The organism is Pseudomonas sp. SCPG-7 (assembly GCF_002156405.1).
GTDB lineage: Bacteria > Pseudomonadota > Gammaproteobacteria > Pseudomonadales > Pseudomonadaceae > Aquipseudomonas > Aquipseudomonas parakoreensis.
In genome coordinates this window covers 468051-487590 of record NZ_MVOO01000002.1, presented here as the reverse complement: position 1 = coordinate 487590, position 19540 = coordinate 468051, and the positions used below count along the sequence as shown (strand labels likewise).

The following is a 19540-nucleotide window of genomic DNA, read 5'->3' as shown; positions in this document are numbered from 1 at the left end:
TAGATGATAAGCATTATCATTCGCTCGAAATGGATCAGGTTCCCCCGTGAGTCAATCGCGCTTCAATCACGTCTTCCTCTCTCAGCGCACATCCCTGCTGCGTACGATCGAGCGGATGGTCAACAATCACAGCACCGCCGAAGACCTGTTGCAGGAAACCTACCTGCGCGTCACGCGGGCGTTGAGCGAGCGCGCCATCGATCACCTTGAACCCTTCGTGTTCCAGACCGCGCGCAACCTGGCGCTGGATCACCTGCGTGCGCGCAAGATCCATTCGCGAACCATGGTTGATGACGTGCCGCAGGACGTGGTGCACAGCGTCGCCGCCCCCGCCAGCAGCGCCGAAGACGCCGCCCACGCTGAACAATTGCTGGAGCGCCTGAACGTGAGCCTCAGTCAACTCAGCCCGCGTCAGCAGCAGATTTTCATCCTCAGCCGCCTGCACGGGCACAGTTATCAGGAAATCGCCGACGAGTTGAACGTGTCGCTCAGCACCGTGCAGAAGGAACTCAAGCTGATCATGTCGATCTGCATCGGTGTCGCCGAGCGCTTGAATGGTGCCTGAGGTCGCAGGCGATTTCTGTCAGCATCAGCATCGACTGCACTGATCAGCGGGCTTTGCTACCCTTGCCCGACTTTTACGCTTCACTAAAAAAACAGCCGTGCACAGACACTGCCGAGGAAACACCGTGACGGACACCCACCGCCCGCCTTCGCCCGACACGGCGCAGGACGCTGCCCGTGCAATGGACCAGGCTCTGGACTGGCTCATTGTGCTCGGCAGTGCGGACGAAGAGCAGACCCGGCAATTTCACGCGTGGTTGGCGGCCGATCCGTTGAATGCCGAGGCGTTCGCCAGGGCCCAGGCGATCTGGGACGGGCCGCAAGTGGTGCAATGCGCGCAGAGTCTCGCTGCGAAACCCGCGAAAGTGACGCTCATCAAACGTCTGCGCCCGCACTGGAAACCGTTGGCGACTGCTGCGGTGCTGATCCTCGGCCTGTTCAGTTTCAGCAATCTGCCGATGCGCCTGCAGGCCGATCATCTGACCGTGGTCGGCGAGCGTCAGCGCCTGCAACTGGAGGACGGCTCCAAGGTGCTGCTCAACACCAATTCGGCCTTTTCCAGCAGCATCAATGAGCGCCAGCGCGTGGCGCGGCTGTATCAGGGCGAAGCGTTTTTCGAGGTAGCGGCCAACCGGGCTCAGCCACTGGAAATCGATGCCGGCCCGGTGCAGGCCAGCGTGCGCGACACCGCGTTCGCCGTGCGCTATCTGGACGGCGTGGCGCAGGTCAATGTGCAACGCGGCGATGTCGATCTGCGTGCCACCCACAATGACGCGCGCGTGCGTTTGAGCGCCGGCGAAAGCATCCGTATCGGCCCCAACGGTTTCGATCGTCCGGCCAAACTCGATGCCGCCACCGACCTGGCCTGGGTCCAGGGCCGATTGATCTTTGAAAACTGTCCGCTCGACAAGGTGCTGGCCGAACTGCGCCGCTACTACCCGGGCTGGATCATCAACACCAACGAGCAGTTGGCCGACATCAACGTCACCGGCAACTACCGCCTCGACCAACCGCTGGACGTGGTGCGCTCCCTCGCCCACATCACCTCGGCGCGCCTGCAGGAATTCCCGGCGCTGGTGATCCTGAACTAAATGAGAATTATTTTTACTCGATAGCGAAACCCCATTCGTCTCGTTATAGCCAATGCAATTGATTCGCATCTTCGGAGGCGGATCAGCACCTATAAAGATTCGTGCGACACGGAGCGCTATCGATGTCCTCTCGCCTTACCCGCCAGACTGCTTCCCCTTCCCGCGTATTGTCGCTGCTGACGGCTGCCATCCTCATGGCCGGCACCGCACCGCTGATGGCTGCCACCGAGAAACCGGCACGCAACATGGGTGATTACTCGTTCTCGATCGGCCAGCAACCGCTGGTGTCGGCGCTCAATGCCTTTACCAGCGTGACCGGTTGGCAGGTCGGCTTGCCGGCGGAACTGGGTCAGGGCGTGTCGTCGCCGGGCGTACGCGGTTCGCTGCCGCCGGAGAAAGCCCTGGAACGTCTGTTAGTGGGGACCAACCTGAGCTTCCGCAAGCTGAGCAACAACAACGTGGTGCTGGAAAAACGCAGCACCAGCGGCACCTTGAATCTGGATCAGGTGACCATCAGCGCCACCCGCCAGGAACAGTCGGTCAACAGCGTGCCGGCCACTGTCACCGTGCAGACCCGTCAGGATCTGGACCGCAACAACGTCGACACCATCAAGGATCTGGTGCGCTACGAGCCGGGCGTGTCCGTCGGCGGCGCCGGTCAGCGCGGCGGTATCAGTGGCTACAACATTCGCGGCATCGACGGCGACCGCATCCTCACTCAGGTTGACGGCGTCGAAGTGCCGGATGGTTTCTTCAACGGCCCGTACGCCAAGACCCAGCGCAATTACGTCGATCCGGAGATCGTCAAACGCGTGGAAATCCTCCGGGGCCCAGCCTCGGTGCTGTACGGCAGCAACGCCATCGGCGGCGCCGTCAGCTACTACACCCTCGACCCGGACGACATCATCAAGCCCGGCAAAGATGTCGGTGCCCGGTTGAAGACCGGCTACAGCTCCGCCGATGAGAGCTGGCTGAAATCCGCCACGGTTGCCGGGCGTGCCGAGCAGTTCGACGGCTTGCTGCACTTCAGCCAGCGCGACGGTCACGAAACCGATTCCTACGGCAGCAACAACGGCACCGGCCTCGCCCGCACCGCCGCCAACCCGGAAGACGTCAAAGCCACCAACGTGCTGGCGAAGATCGGCTGGAACTACAACGAAGATTCGCGTCTGGGCCTGACCTACGAAAAGTACAAGGACGACCGCGACACCGATCAGAAAAGTGCCTACGGCGGCCCGTACTTCAACGGTGCCCCGACCATCCCCAACAGCGTACTGCCCGGCGGCATGTATCAGTGGCGCACCGGCAACGACACCATCACCCGCGAGCGTTTCGGCCTGGAGCACAGCTTCGCCCTCGACAGCCTGCTGGCCGACAACGTGAAGTGGAGCCTCAACCACCAGATCGCCAAGACCGACCAGAGCACTGAAGAGTTCTACTACCCGATGACCCGTAAAGTGCTACGCACCCGCGACACGGTCTACGAGGAAAAACAGTGGGTATTCGATGCGCAACTGGACAAGGCCTTCGCCATCGGTGACACCGATCACGTGCTGACCTACGGCACCACGATCAAACAGCAGAAGGTCACCGGCTCGCGCAGCGGCGATGGCAAGTGCCTGGCTGTCGGCCGTGGCTGCACCGCCATCGGCGCCACCAGCGCGGCGGACGTGCTGAAAAAATCCAGCGACTTCCCGGACCCGACCATCAACACCTACAGTTTGTTTGCCCAGGATCAGATCAGCTGGAACAAGTGGACCTTCCTGCCGGGCCTGCGCTACGACTACACCCAGCTCAAGCCGCACATCACTGAAGAATTCCTCAACACCGTGGCCGCCGACGGCAACGGCACCGTCAGCGACGAGAACAAGACCTGGCACAAAGTCTCGCCCAAATTCGGCCTGACCTACGCCCTGACCGACAACTACACCTGGTACGGCCAGTACGCCGAAGGCTTCCGCACGCCGACCGCGAAAGCGCTGTACGGGCGCTTTGAAAACAGCACCACCGGCTACAACGTGGCGCCGAACCCGAACCTGGAACCGGAAAAAAGCAAAAGCTATGAAACCGGTCTGCGCGGCAACTTCGAACAAGGCTCGTTCGACGTGGCGGTGTTCTATAACAAGTACCGCGATTTCATCAACGAAGACGCGGTCACTCCCGGTTACGACGAGCTGACCTTCCAGTCGAGCAACATCAAGCACGCGACCATCAAGGGCGCCGAAGTCAAAGGTCGCCTGAACCTCGATGCGTTCGGCGCGCCGCAGGGCCTCTACACCCAAGGCTCGATCGCCTATGCCTACGGTCGCAACAACGACAACGGCGAGCCTCTCAACAGCGTCAATCCGCTGACCGGCGTATTCGGTCTGGGTTACGACCAGGACAATTACGGCGGCCTGCTGAGCTGGACCGTGGTGAAGAAAAAGGATCGCGTCGACGACAGCAACTTCAAGTCGCCGGATGGCGTCAGCAGCCAGTTCAAGACCCCGGGCTTCGGCATTCTCGATCTGGCCGGCTATTACAAAGTCACCGACGACGTCACGGTCAGCGGCGGCATCTACAACCTGACCGACAAGAAGTACTGGCTGTGGGATGACGTGCGCGGCTACGACAGCGTTGGCGAAGCCTCTGTAACGCAGCCGGCCAACCTCGATCGTCTGACCCAGCCGGGCCGCAACTTCGCAATCAATCTGATCTGGGACATCTGATCCGCACAGCCCTGCGATACGCATTGATCAGCGCGTCGCGGGGCTTTTTTTACGGTTGGGCAGCTGCCCGTTCGTCTCGTTATCAAGCGCCTCTCTTTTATCAAGGACACCCCCATGACCACTTCGGAAAAAGCCCTGCGTTCACAGCGCCTGAACCAGATCACCCACGAGCCGCACAGCAAGCTCGACGCCCTGGTCAAGGCCCACGCGCCGTTCGAAACCCGCGCCAACTTCGCGCGTTTCGTGGTCGCGCAGTACCTGTTCCAGTCGGAACTGGTCGATTTCTATAACAACGCCGAACTGGCTGCAATCGTCCCGGATCTGCCGGCCCGTTGCCGCGCGGATGCGGCCAAGGCTGACCTGGCGGATCTCGACACCGACATCCCGCCACCGGTGGCCGGCGCGCTGAAAAACCCGAGCAAGGCCCGTGCCCTCGGCTGGATCTTCGTCTCCGAAGGTTCGAAGCTTGGCGCAGCGTTCCTGATCAAACGCGCGGTGGCGCTGGAGCTGAGCGAAACCTTCGGCGCCCGCCACCTGGGTGAACCGGAAGGTGGCCGCGCCGAGGGTTGGAAAAGCTTCGTGCGTACTCTCGACTCCCTGCCGTTCACCGCCGAAGAGGAAGCCGAAGTCGAGCAAGGCGCAATCGACGCGTTCAACCGCTTCACCGTGCTGCTGGAACAGGCTTACGCCACCGAAGCCGAACCGGCCTGATTTACCGGCACAACACAAAACCCTGTGGGAGCTGGCTTGCCAGCGATGGCGGCGGGTCAGACAGGATCTATTTCGACTGATACATCGCTATCGCTGGCAAGCCAGCTCCCACAGGGGTCTCCACAAGTCTGTAAGATTCCCTTTTCGCCTCACTGCAACCCCGAGCCCATGCCGCAACCCGCCACCTCAAAACTCGCCCGTCTGCTGTTCGGCCTGTTGGCCTATGTCAGTCTCGGCATTGGCCTGATCGCCATCGTCGTGCCCGGCCTGCCGACCACCGAGTTCATCCTGCTCGCCGCCTGGGCTGCGACCCGCAGCTCGCCGCGCCTGAGTGCCTGGCTGGAAAACCATCGGCTGTTCGGGCCGATCCTGAACAACTGGCGCAACGGCAAGATCATCGCGCGCAAGGCCAAGGTCAGCGCCACCGTCAGCATGCTGCTGTGCGCGACGTTGATGCTGGTAATGCTCGATCACGGCTGGCCGGTGTATCTGGCGATTGCCGGGATGAGCCTGGGCAATCTGTGGATCTGGTCGCGCCCGGAAACCATCGCCTCCTCCTGACTCACAGATTCCCTGTGGCGAGGGAGCTTGCTCCCGCTCGGCGGCGAAGCCGTCGCAAAACCTCCGCATGCGGTGAATCGGCAAGCATGCTGGGGAGCGCTGCGCACTCCAGCGGGAGCAAGCTCCCTCGCCACAACAGCCTTATCATCACCAGTTCCTCAGCGTCACCCGGCTGAAACTTCCCTGTAATTAATCGCCTTTTCAGCACAATCCCCTGCGCAAACGTTTAGCGCTGACCGTTCGTCGGCAAGCAACTCATGCGCGGTCGCTGTGCGCCGATGAGCAATGCATGGCGCTGAATGGATTTGGCGAACCGGGTAGTTCATCCCGTGGCCACCTGCTCATTCATTCACGAGATCGCCCCATGTTCGACTCTCTTTCCATTCGCCTGAAAATCGTCCTGCTCTCCGGTCTGTGTCTGCTCGGTGTGGTTGCGCTGATCGTCGGCATGAACATTTACCAGACCAACCAGAACGACGATCTGGTCAGTGACTCCAGCAGCAAGATGCTCACCGCCAGTGTGCAAAACCTGTTGCAGGCCAAGGCAGCCGAGCAAGCGGTGCGGGTACAGAAGACCTTTGGCGAAAGCCTGACGGTGATCACTGCCCTGGCCGACCAGATCAAGGACATGCGGGTGATGGCCGCCAAGCGTTCGCTGGACGCCGGTGCCCTGCGTGAAGAGTTGAACCAGAGCCTGAAAACCGCGTTCGAGCGCAACGACAAAGTGCTCGGCATCTGGCTCGCCTTCGAACCCAACGGCCTCGACGGCAAGGACAGCGAGTTCGTCAACGATGCCGCGCGCCAGTCCAACGAAGCCGGGCGCTTTGCGACTTACTGGAGCCGTGCCGCCGGTTCCGCGCTGAACACGATCATGGTCGAAGAAGACATGACCAAGACCACCCTCAGCGTCAGCGGCACGCCGTATAACAGCTGGTACACCTGCCCTCGCGACAACAAGCGTACCTGCCTGCTCGACCCGTACGCCGACACCGTGGGCGGCAAGGAAATGTTGATGACCACCATTTCCGTGCCGCTGATCGTCGACGGCAAGGCCATCGGTGTGGTCGGCGTCGATATCGCCCTCGATGCCCTGCAAGCAGCGGCGGTGGACTCCCAGCGCGACCTGTTCAACAACGCCGGGCACATGCTGATCGTCTCCGGCAGTGGCGTACTCGGCGCCGACAGTTCCGACGCAACCAGGGTCGGCAAAAAAATCAGCGATACCCTCGGCGCCGACGGCAAGGACCTGCTGCAACTGGTCAGCAGCGGTACGCCGAAGATTCTTGAACAGGGCGAGCTGATTCGCGCGGTGTACCCGGTCGATCCGATTGGCAATTCGCGGGCCTGGGGCGTGGTCATCGACCTGCCGAAACAGGTGCTGCTGGCCGACTCGGTCAAGCTGCAAGCGGTGCTCGACGATGCGCAGAAAAGCGGTTTGATCAGCGCGTTGCTGGTGGCCGTGGTCGCGGGTCTGATCGGTTTGCTGCTGATCTGGCTCACCGCCTCGGGCGTGACCCGGCCGATCAACAGTGTCGCTGGAATGCTGAAGAACATCGCCAGCGGTGAAGGCGATCTGACCCAGCGCCTGAACTACAGCAAGAAGGATGAACTGGGCGAACTGGTGAACTGGTTCAACCGCTTCCTCGACAAGCTGCAACCGACCATCGCCCAGATCAAACAGAGCATCACCGAAGCGCGTGGCACTGCTGATCAGTCCTCGGAAATCGCCCGCCAGACCAGCGAAGGCATGCAGGTGCAGTTCCGCGAAATCGATCAGGTCGCCACCGCGTCCAACGAAATGAGCGCCACCGCCCACGACGTCGCCAACAGCGCGTCGAACGCAGCAAACGCCGCCAAGGGCGCCGATCAGTCGGCCCGCGACGGCATGTCGATCATCGAACGCAGCACCCGCGACATCAATCAACTGGCCGACGAAGTCAGCAAAGCGGTGACCGAGGTCGAAGCACTGGCGGTCAACAGCGAGCAGATCGGTTCGGTGCTGGAAGTGATCCGCAGCATCGCCGAACAGACCAACCTGCTGGCGCTCAACGCCGCCATCGAAGCGGCCCGCGCCGGGGAAAGCGGTCGTGGTTTCGCAGTGGTCGCCGACGAGGTGCGCAACCTGGCCAAGCGCACTCAGGATTCGGTGGAAGAAATCCGCATCGTCATCGAGCGCATCCAGACCGGCACCCGTGGCGTGGTCGCGACCATGCATTCGAGCCAGACCCAGGCACACAACAACGCCGGGCAGATCCGTCAGGCCGTGGACGCGCTGGGCAAGATCAGCGACGCGGTCACCGTGATCAGCGACATGAACCTGCAGATCGCCAGTGCCGCCGAACAACAGAGCGCCGTGGCCGAAGAGGTCAACCGCAACGTCTCGGCGATTCGCACCGTGACCGAAACGCTGACCGAGCAAGCGACTGAGTCGGCGGCGATCAGCAGCCAGCTCAATTCCCTGGCAAGCCAGCAGATGAAGCTGATGGACCAGTTCCGCGTCTGATAATCACCACCGTCCCTGTGGGAGCTGGCTTGCCAGCGATTGCGGTGTGTCAGTCACTCATGTACTGACTGATCCACCGTCATCGCTGGCAAGCCAGCTCCCACAGGGGGCAGCGTGGGTTGTCCGGAATTTCATCTGGCCCGAGATTCTTTTGCACTATCATCGCCCTCTCTCCCGGAGGGCCTTCGATGACTGATCTACTCACGTCCATTCAAGCCGCACTCGGCTTGCCCCACACGCCGATTCCGTTCACGGGCCATGGCGCCCTGCCCTCGGCGTTCGCCGTGACCGACCTGGCCTGCGCCAGCATCGGCGCTGCCGGGCAGGCCGTCAGCGAACTGCTCCGGCAACAGACCGGGCACTTGCCCGCGGTGGAAGTCGATCGACGTCTGGCCTCGTTCTGGTTCGCCACTTCGCTGCGTCCGATGGGCTGGAACGTTCCGCCGCTGTGGGATCCGGTGGCCGGTGACTACGCAACCGAGGACGGCTGGATCCGCCTGCACACCAACGCCCCGCATCACCGCGCCGCCGCCGAACGCGTACTGGGCACCTGCGCCGACCGTGCCGCCATGGCAGCGAACGTCGCGCAATGGCGCAGTGCCGACCTGGAACAAGCAGTCGTCGACGCCAACGGCTGCGCCGCCGAAATGCGCAGTTGGGCCCAGTGGCAGCAGCATCCGCAGGGGCTGGCAGTGAATGCCGAACCGCTGGTGCATTTCCTCGATGCGCAGGATGAACACACCAACGCCTGGCAAGGCTCGGCAGCGCAGCCGCTGGCCGGCCTCAAGGTGCTGGACCTGACCCGCGTGCTTGCCGGCCCCACCGCCAGCCGTTTCCTTGCCGGTCTCGGCGCCAATGTGCTGCGCATCGATCCGCCGACCTGGAACGAACCGGGCGTTATCCCGGACATGACCCTTGGCAAACGCTGCGCGCGGCTGGATCTGCAGCAACCGGCAGATCGCGTGGTGTTTGAAAACCTGCTGAAGGACGCCGACATCCTCGTGCACGGCTACCGTGCCGACGCGCTGGAACACCTCGGCTTCGGCTCCGAGCACCGGCGGCTACTGGCGCCGGGGCTGATCGACGTCTGCCTCAACGCCTACGGCTGGAGCGGCCCGTGGCAGAACCGCCGTGGCTTCGACAGCCTGGTGCAGATGAGCAGCGGCATCGCCGAGGCCGGGCAACGCTGGAAGCACGCGGATCAACCGACGCCGCTGCCGGTGCAAGCGCTGGACCATGCAACCGGTTATCTGCTGGCGGCGAGTGCGATCCGGCTGTTGACGCAACGTTTGAAGACGGGTCGAGGTGGCTCGGCACGCTTGTCGCTGGCGCGCACCGCCAAGCTGTTGATCGAACAGGGGCCGGGGTCGAGCGAAGCGTTGCGGTCTGAAGATGCGCAGGATCAGAACCCGCTTCTGGAACAAACACCTTGGGGGCCTGCGCACCGCTTGCTGGTACCGGTGAAGATCAGCGGGACGCCGCTGCAATGGCAGTTGCCGGCCACAGAATTGGGTTCACATCGCCCGCTATGGTGAAACCATGGAGGCCTCTTCGCTGGCAAGCCAGCTCCCACAGGTTCAGGGATGTTCACAAACCCTGTGCTCGACACGGACACTGTGGGAGCTGGCTTGCCAGCGATGTGGCAACAACTGACAACACATAATCCGGGTCACCGAAAGGCGAGCGTCAACCTCACAGCGACAACACCCCGCTGTACAACCCATACGCCGCCAGCCCCGCGCCGATGATCACGCCGGTGAAAATCACCTTCTCGACATGGGTGAACAACGGCTCGCCCTGCTCATGCTTGGCCTTGGCGAACAGCACCACGCCTGGCGCATACAGCAGCGCCGACAGCAGCAGGTATTTCACCCCGCCGGCATACAACAGCCACACCGCGTAGCACAGCGCTATGCCGCCAATCAGCAGATCCTTGGTACGTTCGGCCGAGGCATGTTCATAGGTTTCGCCACGCCCGCTGAGCAACACCGCGTACGCCGCCGACCACAGGTACGGCACCAGAATCATCGACGAAGCGAGGTAGATCAGGCTGGTGTAGGTGCCGGCGGAAAACAGCGTGATCAGCAGGAAAATCTGAATCATCACGTTGGTCAGCCACAGCGCATTGACCGGCACGTGGTTGGCGTTTTCCTTTTTCAGAAACGCGGGCATGGTCTTGTCCCGCGCCGTGGCAAACAGGATTTCGGCGCACAACAACGCCCACGACAGCAACGCGCCGAGCAGCGACACCGCCAGACCAAGGCTGATCAACAACGCGCCCCATGGCCCGACGATGTGTTCCAGCACCGCCGCCAGCGACGGGTTTTGCAGGGTCGCCAGTTCTGGCTGGCTCATGATCCCCAGCGATAGCACGTTGACCAGCACCAGCAGTGCCAGCACGCCGAGAAAACCGATCACCGTGGCACGGCCGACATCGGTGCGTTTCTCCGCCCGTGCCGAGTACACGCTGGCGCCCTCGATGCCGATGAACACGAACACCGTCACCAGCATCATGTTGCGCACCTGATCCATCACCCCGCCGAAGCTCGGGTTGCTGCGGCCCCAGATGTCGCGGGTAAAGATATCGGCCTTGAACGCCACCGCCGCAATCACGATGAACATGATCAGCGGCACGATCTTGGCGACCGTGGTCACCTGATTGATGAAGGCCGCCTCCTTGATCCCGCGCATCACCAGAAAATGCACGGCCCACAACAGCACCGACGCACAGCCGATGGCGACCGGCGTGTTGCCCTGGCCAAACACCGGGAAGAAGTAACCGAGCGTGCTGAACAGCAACACGAAATAACCGACGTTGCCCAGCCAGGCGCTGATCCAGTAACCCCAGGCGGACGAGAAACCCATGTAGTCGCCAAACCCGGCCTTGGCGTAGGCGTAGACGCCGGAGTCCAGCTCAGGCTTGCGGTTGGCGAGGGTCTGGAACACGAACGCCAGGGTCAGCATGCCGATGGCGGTGATTCCCCAGCCGATCAGGATCGCCCCGGCATCGGCGCGCGCCGCCATGTTCTGCGGCAGGGAAAAAATCCCCCCGCCAATCATCGAACCTACAACCAGGGCGATCAACGCACCAAGGCGCAGCTTTTGCGTCGGTTGCGACATTCTTGTCTCCCTTAATTCATTTTGTAACAACTATTAACTAAATGTCTGATACCGAATGACGCTTATCAGGTAATGCCGACCAATACCCACTTATATATAGCGACTGACGCTAACGCATAGCACGTCGAGACAGTTTTGTGCGCTGATCCTGATAAATCAATTCTGTACTGAAAACAGATGTGAAAAATTTGCCAAAAGCTGAAAACCAACTAGCGTGATAATTCCAAAGTAATAGGAGAAATTCCCAACCACATCTGCCGCAAGCCTCTGGAATGGGCCTCTTCGGGCAGCAGCTTTATGCCATCAGCCTTTTCATAAGTCATTCATTAACAATGGAATGTGGCCATGAACTGATCTAAGTCAGCTGTTTGAACAGACAACGGCACTACGCTGTGAACTCTTCTCTCCTGCAATGGAGTCATGCAATGTCTGAAGCTCCCGGAAAACTACGACTCGGTGCACTGGTTGCATTGGTAGTCGGTTCAATGATCGGTGGCGGGATATTCTCTTTGCCACAAAACATGGCCGCCAGCGCCGACGTCGGTGCGGTGCTGATCGGTTGGGCCATCACCGCTGTCGGCATGCTCACCCTCGCTTTTGTCTTTCAAACCCTCGCCAATCGCAAGCCTGACCTGGACGGCGGTGTCTACGCCTACGCCAAGGCCGGATTCGGCGATTACATGGGTTTCTCGTCCGCCTGGGGCTACTGGATCAGCGCCTGGCTGGGTAACGTCGGTTACTTTGTTCTGTTGTTCAGTACCCTCGGGTATTTCTTTCCGGTTTTCGGCGAAGGCAACACGGTGGCCGCCGTGATCGGTGCCTCGGTGCTGCTGTGGGCCGTGCATTTCCTGGTGCTGCGCGGAATCAAGGAAGCGGCGTTCATCAACCTCGTGACCACCGTCGCCAAGGTCGTGCCGCTGCTGCTGTTCGTCCTGATCGCGGTCTTCGCCTTCAAACTGGACATCTTCACCGCTGACATCTGGGGCGTGAAAAACCCGGATCTGGGCAGCGTGATGAACCAGGTGCGCAACATGATGCTGGTCACCGTGTGGGTGTTCATCGGCATTGAAGGCGCGAGCATCTTCTCGGCCCGGGCGGAAAAACGCTCCGACGTCGGCAAGGCCACCGTGATCGGTTTCATCACCGTGCTGTTGTTCCTGGTGCTGGTCAACGTGCTGTCGCTGGGCATCATGACCCAACCGGAACTGGCCAAACTGCAGAACCCGTCGATGGCTGCCGTGCTCGAGCACGTGGTCGGTCACTGGGGCGCGGTGCTGATCAGCGTCGGTCTGATCATCTCGCTGCTGGGCGCGCTGCTGTCGTGGGTGCTGCTGTGTGCGGAGATCATGTTCGCCGCCGCCAAAGACCACACCATGCCGGAGTTCCTGCGCAAGGAGAACGCCAACCACGTACCGGTCAATGCGTTGTGGCTGACCAACGCGATGGTTCAGTTGTTCCTGATCATCACCCTGTTTTCGGCCAGCACTTACCTGTCGCTGATCTACCTCGCCACTTCGATGATTCTGGTGCCGTACCTGTGGTCGGCGGCCTACGCCCTGCTGCTCGCCGTACGCGGCGAAACCTACGAAGGCTTCGCCGCCGAGCGCCGCAAGGACCTGATCATCGGTGGTATCGCCCTGATCTACGCAGTCTGGCTGCTGTATGCCGGTGGGGTCAAGTACCTGCTGCTCTCGGCCCTGCTGTATGCCCCCGGCGCGATCCTGTTCGCCAAGGCCAAGCTCGAACTCAAACAAGCGGTTTTCACCAACGTCGAGAAGCTGATTTTCGCCGCGGTGGTCGTCGGTGCCCTGGTGGCAGCCTACGGTCTCTACGACGGCTTCCTGACCCTGTAATTGCCCAAGTTTTTACCTCTGGAGGATCACTGCAATGACCACGGAAAAAGTTAAGTACGGCGTCCATTCCGAAGCCGGCAAACTGCGCAAAGTCATGGTTTGCTCCCCAGGTCTGGCCCACCAGCGGCTGACCCCGAACAACTGCGACGAACTGCTGTTTGACGACGTGCTGTGGGTCGCCCAGGCCAAGCGCGACCACTTCGACTTCGTGACCAAAATGCGTGAACGCGGGATCGACGTGCTGGAAATGCACAACCTGCTGACCGACATCGTCGCCATCCCGGAAGCACTGGACTGGATCCTCGAGCGCAAGGTCACTGCCGATTCGGTGGGCCTGGGCCTGATCAGCGAAGTCAAATCCTGGCTGAAAAGCCTTGAGCCACGGCACATCGCCGAATTCCTGATCGGTGGCGTGTCCGCCGACGATCTGCCGGACAGCTTTGGTGGCAAGACCATCCAGATGTTCCGCGACTTCCTCGGCCACTCCAGCTTCATCCTGCCGCCGCTGCCGAACACCCAGTTCACCCGCGACACCACTTGCTGGATCTACGGTGGCGTGACGCTGAACCCGATGTACTGGCCGGCGCGCCGTCAGGAAACCCTGCTGACCACTGCCATCTACAAATTCCATCCGCAATTCACCAACGCCGATTTCGAGATCTGGTACGGCGATCCGGACAAGGACCACGGCAGCTCGACGCTGGAAGGCGGCGACGTGATGCCGATCGGTAACGGCGTGGTGTTGATCGGCATGGGCGAACGCTCATCCCGACAGGCCATCGGCCAACTGGCGCTGAACCTGTTCAAGAACAAAGCCGTGGAGAAAGTCATCGTCGCCGGCCTGCCGAAGTCCCGCGCCGCGATGCACCTGGACACCGTGTTCAGTTTCTGCGACCGCGACCTGGTGACGATTTTCCCGGAAGTGGTGAACCAGATCGTCGCGTTCACCCTGCGCCCTGACGAAAGCAAACAGGGCGGCATCGACATCCGCCGCGAAGAAGGCAGCTTCCTCGACACCGTGGCCAAAGCCCTCAACCTGTCGAAGCTGCGCGTGGTGGAAACCGGCGGCAACAGCTTCGCTGCCGAACGCGAGCAATGGGACGACGGCAACAACGTGGTGGCGGTGGAACCGGGCGTGGTCATCGGCTACGACCGCAACACCTACACCAACACCCTGCTGCGCAAGGCAGGCGTCGAAGTCATCACCATCAGCGCCGGCGAACTCGGCCGTGGTCGCGGCGGCGGCCACTGCATGACCTGCCCGATCATCCGCGACCCAATCGATTACTAAACGACCATCTCCCCGGCCGCACTCACCCTGTAGCGGCCGGGCCGATTACCGAATCCAAGGAGAATCATCATGGCGTTCAACATCCACAACCGTAACCTGCTCAGCCTGGAACACCACACCCCGCGCGAGCTGCGTTATCTGCTCGACCTGTCCCGCGATCTGAAACGCGCGAAATACACCGGCACCGAGCAGCAACACCTCAAGGGTAACAACATCGCCCTGATCTTCGAAAAAACCTCGACCCGCACCCGTTGCGCGTTCGAAGTGGCGGCCTATGACCAAGGCGCCAATGTCACCTACATTGACCCGAACTCATCGCAGATCGGCCACAAGGAAAGCATGAAAGACACGGCCCGCGTGCTGGGTCGCATGTACGACGCCATCGAGTACCGTGGCTTCAAACAGGAAATTGTCGAAGAGCTGGCGAAATTCGCCGGGGTGCCGGTGTTCAACGGCCTGACCGATGAATATCACCCAACGCAGATGATCGCCGACGTGTTGACCATGCGTGAACACGCCGACAAGCCGATCCACGAAATCAGCTACGCCTACCTCGGCGATGCGCGCAACAACATGGGCAATTCGCTGCTGCTGGTCGGTGCCAAACTCGGCATGGACGTGCGCATCTGCGCGCCAAAAGCCCTGTGGCCGCATGACGATCTGGTGGATCGCTGCAAGAAATACGCGGAAGAATCCGGTGCACGTATCACCCTCACCGAAGACCCGAAAGCGGCGGTCAAAGGCGTGGACTTCATCCACACCGACGTCTGGGTGTCGATGGGCGAACCGGTTGAGGCATGGGCCGAACGTATCCAGCAACTGCTGCCATACCAGGTCAACGCCGAGCTGATGAAAGCCACCGGCAACCCACGCACCAAGTTCATGCACTGCCTGCCGGCGTTCCACAACAGCGATACCAAGGTCGGCAAACAGATCGCCGAACAGTACCCGCACCTGGCCAACGGCATCGAAGTGACCGACGACGTGTTCGAGTCGCCCGCCTGCATCGCCTTCGAGCAAGCGGAAAACCGCATGCACACGATCAAGGCGATTCTGGTCTCGACCCTGGCTGATCTGTAAACCAATACAGCTCTCACTGACACGACACGGTCACTGTGGGAGCTGGCTTGCCAGCGATGCCGTGTGTCAGCCAGCGACAACGTTGCCTGATCCACCGCCATCGCGGGCAAGCCCGGCTCCCACAGGGACCGCATTCGTCCTGCGAGCTTTCACTGTTTTCCAGAAGGACATGCATTATGCGCATCGTCGTAGCTCTGGGCGGTAACGCCCTGCTCCGCCGTGGCGAGCCGATGACCGCTGACAACCAGCGCGCCAACATCCGCATCGCCACCGAGCAAATCGCCAAGATCCATCCCGGCAACCAACTGGTCATCGCCCATGGCAATGGCCCGCAAGTCGGCCTGCTGTCGCTGCAAGCGGCGGCGTACACCTCCGTCACCCCTTACCCGCTGGACGTGCTCGGTGCCGAAACCGAAGGCATGATCGGCTACATCATCGAACAGGAACTGGGCAACCTGCTGGACTTCGAGGTGCCGTTCGCCACCCTGTTGACCCAGGTCGAGGTCGACGCCAAGGACCCGGCCTTCCAGAACCCGAGCAAACCGATCGGCCCGGTCTACGAGAAAGCCGAAGCAGAAAAGCTCGCCGCTGAAAAAGGCTGGGCCATCGCTGCGGACGGTGACAAATTCCGCCGCGTGGTGGCCAGCCCTCGGCCAAAACGCATCTTCGAAATCCGTCCGATCAAGTGGCTGCTGGACAAGGGCAGCATCGTGATTTGCGCCGGTGGCGGCGGCATTCCGACGATGTACGACGAGCACCGTAACCTCAAGGGCATCGAGGCGGTGATCGACAAGGATCTGTGCTCGTCGCTGCTGGCCGAGCAACTGGAGGCCGATTTGCTGGTGATCGCCACGGACGTCAACGCGGCATTCATCGATTACGGCAAGCCAACCCAGAAAGCCATCGCCGAAGCGCACCCGGACGAACTGGAACGCCTCGGTTTTGCCGCCGGTTCCATGGGGCCGAAGGTACAGGCAGCTTGCGAGTTCGCGCGCCATACTGGCAAGGTCGCAGTGATCGGTTCGCTGGCGGACATCGAAGCCATCGTTCAGGGCACCGCCGGAACCCGTGTCAGCACCGCGAAGCCGGGCATCAGCTATCGATAACCAGAAACTCCGGGGGCAGGCCCAGGGTCTGCCCTTCTCCCATGCCTTGAGAAGGAGAAACCCATGGCCATATTCAACCCCGGTCATTTGCACATCGAGCGACATGCGTTGACGCCAGATGACGTCAGTTACGACCTGTGCCTCGACTATGAAGTGTTCACCGATCCGCAAAAAGGCAAAGGGATACAGTTCACCCTGCACGGCAATATGCAGGGCAAGGACATGAAGGAAGCGTTTTTCCTGCCCAAGGAAGAGGCTTACAACTTCGCCCGCGACGTGACCCGGATTGCCGAGAAGTACGGGATTCCAAAGGCTCACAGCCAGATCGGCTCGGTGCACAAGCATTACGACCTGATGTTTGAGGACATTCGGCAGAAGTTGAATATGCAATCCGGAGATCCGGTCAATCCCGAGCACTTCGAATAACCATTCCCCTGTGGGAGGAGCCTGCTCGCGAAAGCCATCTGTCAGTCAATATTTTCACTTCTGACACACCGCTTTCGCGAGCAGGCTCGCTCCCACCGGGGATTTGAGTTGCCCGGAAAATCGTTGTCCATTTCACCAATCCCCCGCCCCAAGGCATACTTGCCCCCCTCCGCATTCCAGAACACTGAACCGCCCCATGCGTATCCACGTCAGCTTCATCGACCGCGTCGGCATCACCCAGGAAGTCCTGGCGATCCTCGGTGGGCGCAATCTCAATCTGGATGCGGTGGAGATGATTCCGCCCAACGTCTACATCGACGCCCCGACCTTGAGCCCGCAAGTGCTCGAAGAACTCAAAGATGCGCTGTTTCGGGTGCGCGGTGTCGAAGCGGTCACGGTGGTCGACATCCTCCCCGGCCAGCGTCGGCACCTGCAGCTCGATGCATTGCTCGCGGCGATGACCGATCCGGTGCTCGCCCTCGACAGCGCCGGGAAAGTGCTGCTGGCCAACCCGGCACTGATCGCGCTGTACGGACGCGAACCGGCGGGTGAAAGCGTCTCTGAACTGTTCAACGATCCCGGCCTGCTGGAAACCCTGCTCGAACAAGGCTTCCGTCTGCCGCTGCGCGAGATCACCGTCAACGGCCAGACCCTGTTGCTCGACGCCACGCCGATCACCGACGCCGGCGCGCTACTGACCCTGTATCAACCGAACCGTATCGGCGAACAGCTCTCGGCGTTGCACCACGACCATGCCGAAGGTTTCGATGCGCTGCTCGGCGAATCCCCGGCGATCCGTACCCTCAAGGCCCGCGCGCAACGGGTCGCCGCACTCGATGCGCCACTGCTGATTCAGGGCGAAACCGGCACCGGCAAAGAGCTGGTGGCCCGCGCCTGCCATGCGATCAGTGCGCGACACAGTGCGCCGTTCCTCGCCCTGAACTGCGCGGCCCTGCCGGAGAACCTCGCCGAGAGCGAGCTGTTCGGCTATGCCCCCGGCGCCTTCACCGGCGCGCAGCGTGGCGGCAAACCGGGGCTGATGGAACTGGCGAACCAGGGCACAGTGTTTCTCGACGAAATCGGCGAGATGTCGCCGTACTTGCAGGCGAAACTGCTGCGCTTTCTGAACGACGGCAGCTTCCGCCGGGTGGGTGGCGATCGCGAGGTGAAGGTCAACGTGCGGATCCTCAGCGCGACCCACCGCGACCTGGAGAAAATGGTCAGCGAAGGTCTGTTCCGCGAAGACCTGTTCTATCGCCTCAACGTGCTCAACGTCGAAGTGCCGCCGCTGCGCGAACGCGGTCAGGACATCCTGTTGCTGGCGCGCTACTTCATGCAGCAGGCCTGTGCGCAGATTCAGCGGCCGGTCTGTCGCCTCGCGCCCGGTACCTATCCGGCACTGCTCGGCAACCGCTGGCCGGGCAACGTGCGGCAGTTGCAGAACGTGATCTTCCGCGCGGCGGCGATCTGCGAAAGCAGCCTGGTCGACATCGGTGACCTCGACATTGCCGGCACTTCGGTGGCGCGGCAGACCGACAGCGACGTCGAGAGCCTTGAACAAGCCGTCGAGTCCTTCGAAAAATCGCTGCTGGAAAAACTCTACGCCAGCTACCCCTCGACCCGCCAACTGGCCAGCCGCTTGCAGACTTCGCACACCGCGATTGCCCATCGCCTGCGCAAGTACGGCATTCCGGGCAAGTCTTAAACTCACCGTAAATTTCCCTGTGGGAGCTGGCTTGCCAGCGATGACGTCGGCACATGCACCATTGAGGGTGACTGATCCAGCGCTATCGCTGGCGAGCCAGCTCCCACAGAGTTCTGTGACGGATTCGAAATCCGTTCAAAAACGACCTCCATCTGTACTGAAAGCGCTACAGCGGAACGATATCGCTACACCCTTCGCCAGCGACCGCTGTGCAAGGCTTTGATCCGCTTCAGCTTTTCTCCCCGCCCTGATCTGTAGCGATTTCGCTACAGCTATCCCTTCATCAGGCTCACAGATAATCAATAAGCCATTGTTTTATATAGATAAATCCAAGATGGCCGCGTTCTTGCTAAGTAACCGCTCATAAAATCAGGGCTTTCATGCCCACGCCTTCCACCGCGTCCACCAGACGAGTCTGGCCCCTTAGGAGTTTCCATGAGCGAGTTGCGTTTTACTGAAGATCACGAATGGCTGCGCACCGAAGCTGACGGCAGCGTTACTGTCGGCATCACCGCTTTCGCGCAGAACGCCCTGGGCGACGTGGTGTTCGTGCAACTGCCTGAGCTGCAGGCTTACGAAAAAGGCGCCGAAGCCGCCACCGTGGAATCGGTGAAAGCCGCCAGCGGTGTGTACATGCCCCTCGACGGCGACGTCCTGGAAGTTAATCCGGCGCTGGAAGACGCTCCCGAACTGGTCAACGAAGATCCGCTGGGCGAAGGCTGGTTCTTCCGCTTCCAGCCAAGCGACGCCTCGGCGGTGGCGAAATTGCTGGATCAGGACGCCTACGACCGTCTGATCAAAGCCCAAGCCCAAGCCTGAGG

At 61.2% G+C, this 19540-nt stretch carries 15 protein-coding genes and 1 pseudogene; 15 read left to right on the top strand and 1 reads right to left on the bottom strand.

Translation table 11 applies throughout. The features are described from left to right. The first annotated feature begins 46 nt into the window (after positions 1-46). The 8 genes and pseudogenes from B1722_RS06470 (at position 47) to B1722_RS06440 (ending at position 9673) form a co-directional block, all read left to right on the top strand. Positions 47-565: an RNA polymerase sigma factor gene (locus tag B1722_RS06470; RefSeq protein WP_041068631.1), complete on the top strand. Its 519-nt coding sequence runs from the start codon at positions 47-49 to the stop codon at positions 563-565. Positions 566-689: 124 nt separating this feature from the next. Then, entirely contained in the window at positions 690-1655 is a 966-nt protein-coding gene (locus tag B1722_RS06465) for a FecR domain-containing protein (RefSeq protein WP_086791883.1), read from the top strand. Positions 1656-1777: 122 nt separating this feature from the next. Next, a complete protein-coding gene (locus B1722_RS06460) occupies positions 1778-4363 on the top strand; it encodes a TonB-dependent receptor (RefSeq protein WP_086791881.1) in 2586 nt (861 codons plus the stop codon). A gap of 114 nt (positions 4364-4477) precedes the next feature. Next, the gene (locus tag B1722_RS06455; RefSeq protein WP_041068623.1) at positions 4478-5074 is read left to right on the top strand and encodes a biliverdin-producing heme oxygenase; all 597 of its coding nucleotides are present in this window, start codon (positions 4478-4480) and stop codon (positions 5072-5074) included. A gap of 168 nt (positions 5075-5242) precedes the next feature. Then, a complete protein-coding gene (locus B1722_RS06450; RefSeq protein ID WP_086791878.1) occupies positions 5243-5635 on the top strand; it encodes a YbaN family protein in 393 nt (130 codons plus the stop codon). A gap of 289 nt (positions 5636-5924) precedes the next feature. Next, a pseudogene (locus B1722_RS30070) lies at positions 5925-7232 on the top strand (cache domain-containing protein); the annotation flags it as partial. A 150-nt stretch (positions 7233-7382) separates the two neighbouring features. Continuing rightward, positions 7383-8138, top strand: coding sequence for a methyl-accepting chemotaxis protein (locus tag B1722_RS30065; RefSeq protein WP_371851367.1), 756 nt, complete (start codon positions 7383-7385; stop codon positions 8136-8138). Between the two features lie 188 nt (positions 8139-8326). Further along, complete coding sequence (locus tag B1722_RS06440) at positions 8327-9673, top strand: CoA transferase (RefSeq protein ID WP_086791874.1); 1347 nt, start codon at positions 8327-8329, stop codon at positions 9671-9673. A gap of 157 nt (positions 9674-9830) precedes the next feature. On the opposite strand, the gene arcD (B1722_RS06435) is transcribed toward B1722_RS06440, so the two are convergent. Next, the gene (arcD, locus tag B1722_RS06435; RefSeq protein WP_041068612.1) at positions 9831-11258 is read right to left on the bottom strand and encodes an arginine-ornithine antiporter; all 1428 of its coding nucleotides are present in this window, start codon (positions 11256-11258) and stop codon (positions 9831-9833) included. A 425-nt stretch (positions 11259-11683) separates the two neighbouring features. Here arcD (B1722_RS06435) and arcD (B1722_RS06430) point away from each other — a divergent pair, with 425 nt between their 5' ends. The 7 genes from arcD (B1722_RS06430) (at position 11684) to gcvH (ending at position 19538) form a co-directional block, all read left to right on the top strand. Then, the gene (arcD, locus tag B1722_RS06430) at positions 11684-13111 is read left to right on the top strand and encodes an arginine-ornithine antiporter (protein WP_041068609.1); all 1428 of its coding nucleotides are present in this window, start codon (positions 11684-11686) and stop codon (positions 13109-13111) included. A 34-nt stretch (positions 13112-13145) separates the two neighbouring features. Next, complete coding sequence (gene arcA / locus B1722_RS06425; RefSeq protein ID WP_041068607.1) at positions 13146-14402, top strand: arginine deiminase; 1257 nt, start codon at positions 13146-13148, stop codon at positions 14400-14402. A 69-nt stretch (positions 14403-14471) separates the two neighbouring features. After that, positions 14472-15482, top strand: a complete 1011-nt coding sequence (locus B1722_RS06420) for an ornithine carbamoyltransferase (RefSeq protein ID WP_047296014.1) — start codon at positions 14472-14474, stop codon at positions 15480-15482. Positions 15483-15658: 176 nt separating this feature from the next. Then, positions 15659-16588 (top strand): carbamate kinase, encoded by a 930-nt coding sequence (arcC, locus tag B1722_RS06415; RefSeq protein WP_041068605.1) that lies wholly within the window; start codon positions 15659-15661, stop codon positions 16586-16588. Between the two features lie 63 nt (positions 16589-16651). Continuing rightward, positions 16652-17014 (top strand): DUF5064 family protein, encoded by a 363-nt coding sequence (locus B1722_RS06410; RefSeq protein ID WP_041068604.1) that lies wholly within the window; start codon positions 16652-16654, stop codon positions 17012-17014. 196 nt (positions 17015-17210) lie between these two features. Next, a complete protein-coding gene (locus B1722_RS06405; protein ID WP_041068602.1) occupies positions 17211-18719 on the top strand; it encodes a sigma-54-dependent transcriptional regulator in 1509 nt (502 codons plus the stop codon). A 435-nt stretch (positions 18720-19154) separates the two neighbouring features. After that, positions 19155-19538, top strand: coding sequence for a glycine cleavage system protein GcvH (gene gcvH, locus B1722_RS06400; RefSeq protein ID WP_086791872.1), 384 nt, complete (start codon positions 19155-19157; stop codon positions 19536-19538). Positions 19539-19540 lie beyond the last annotated feature (2 nt).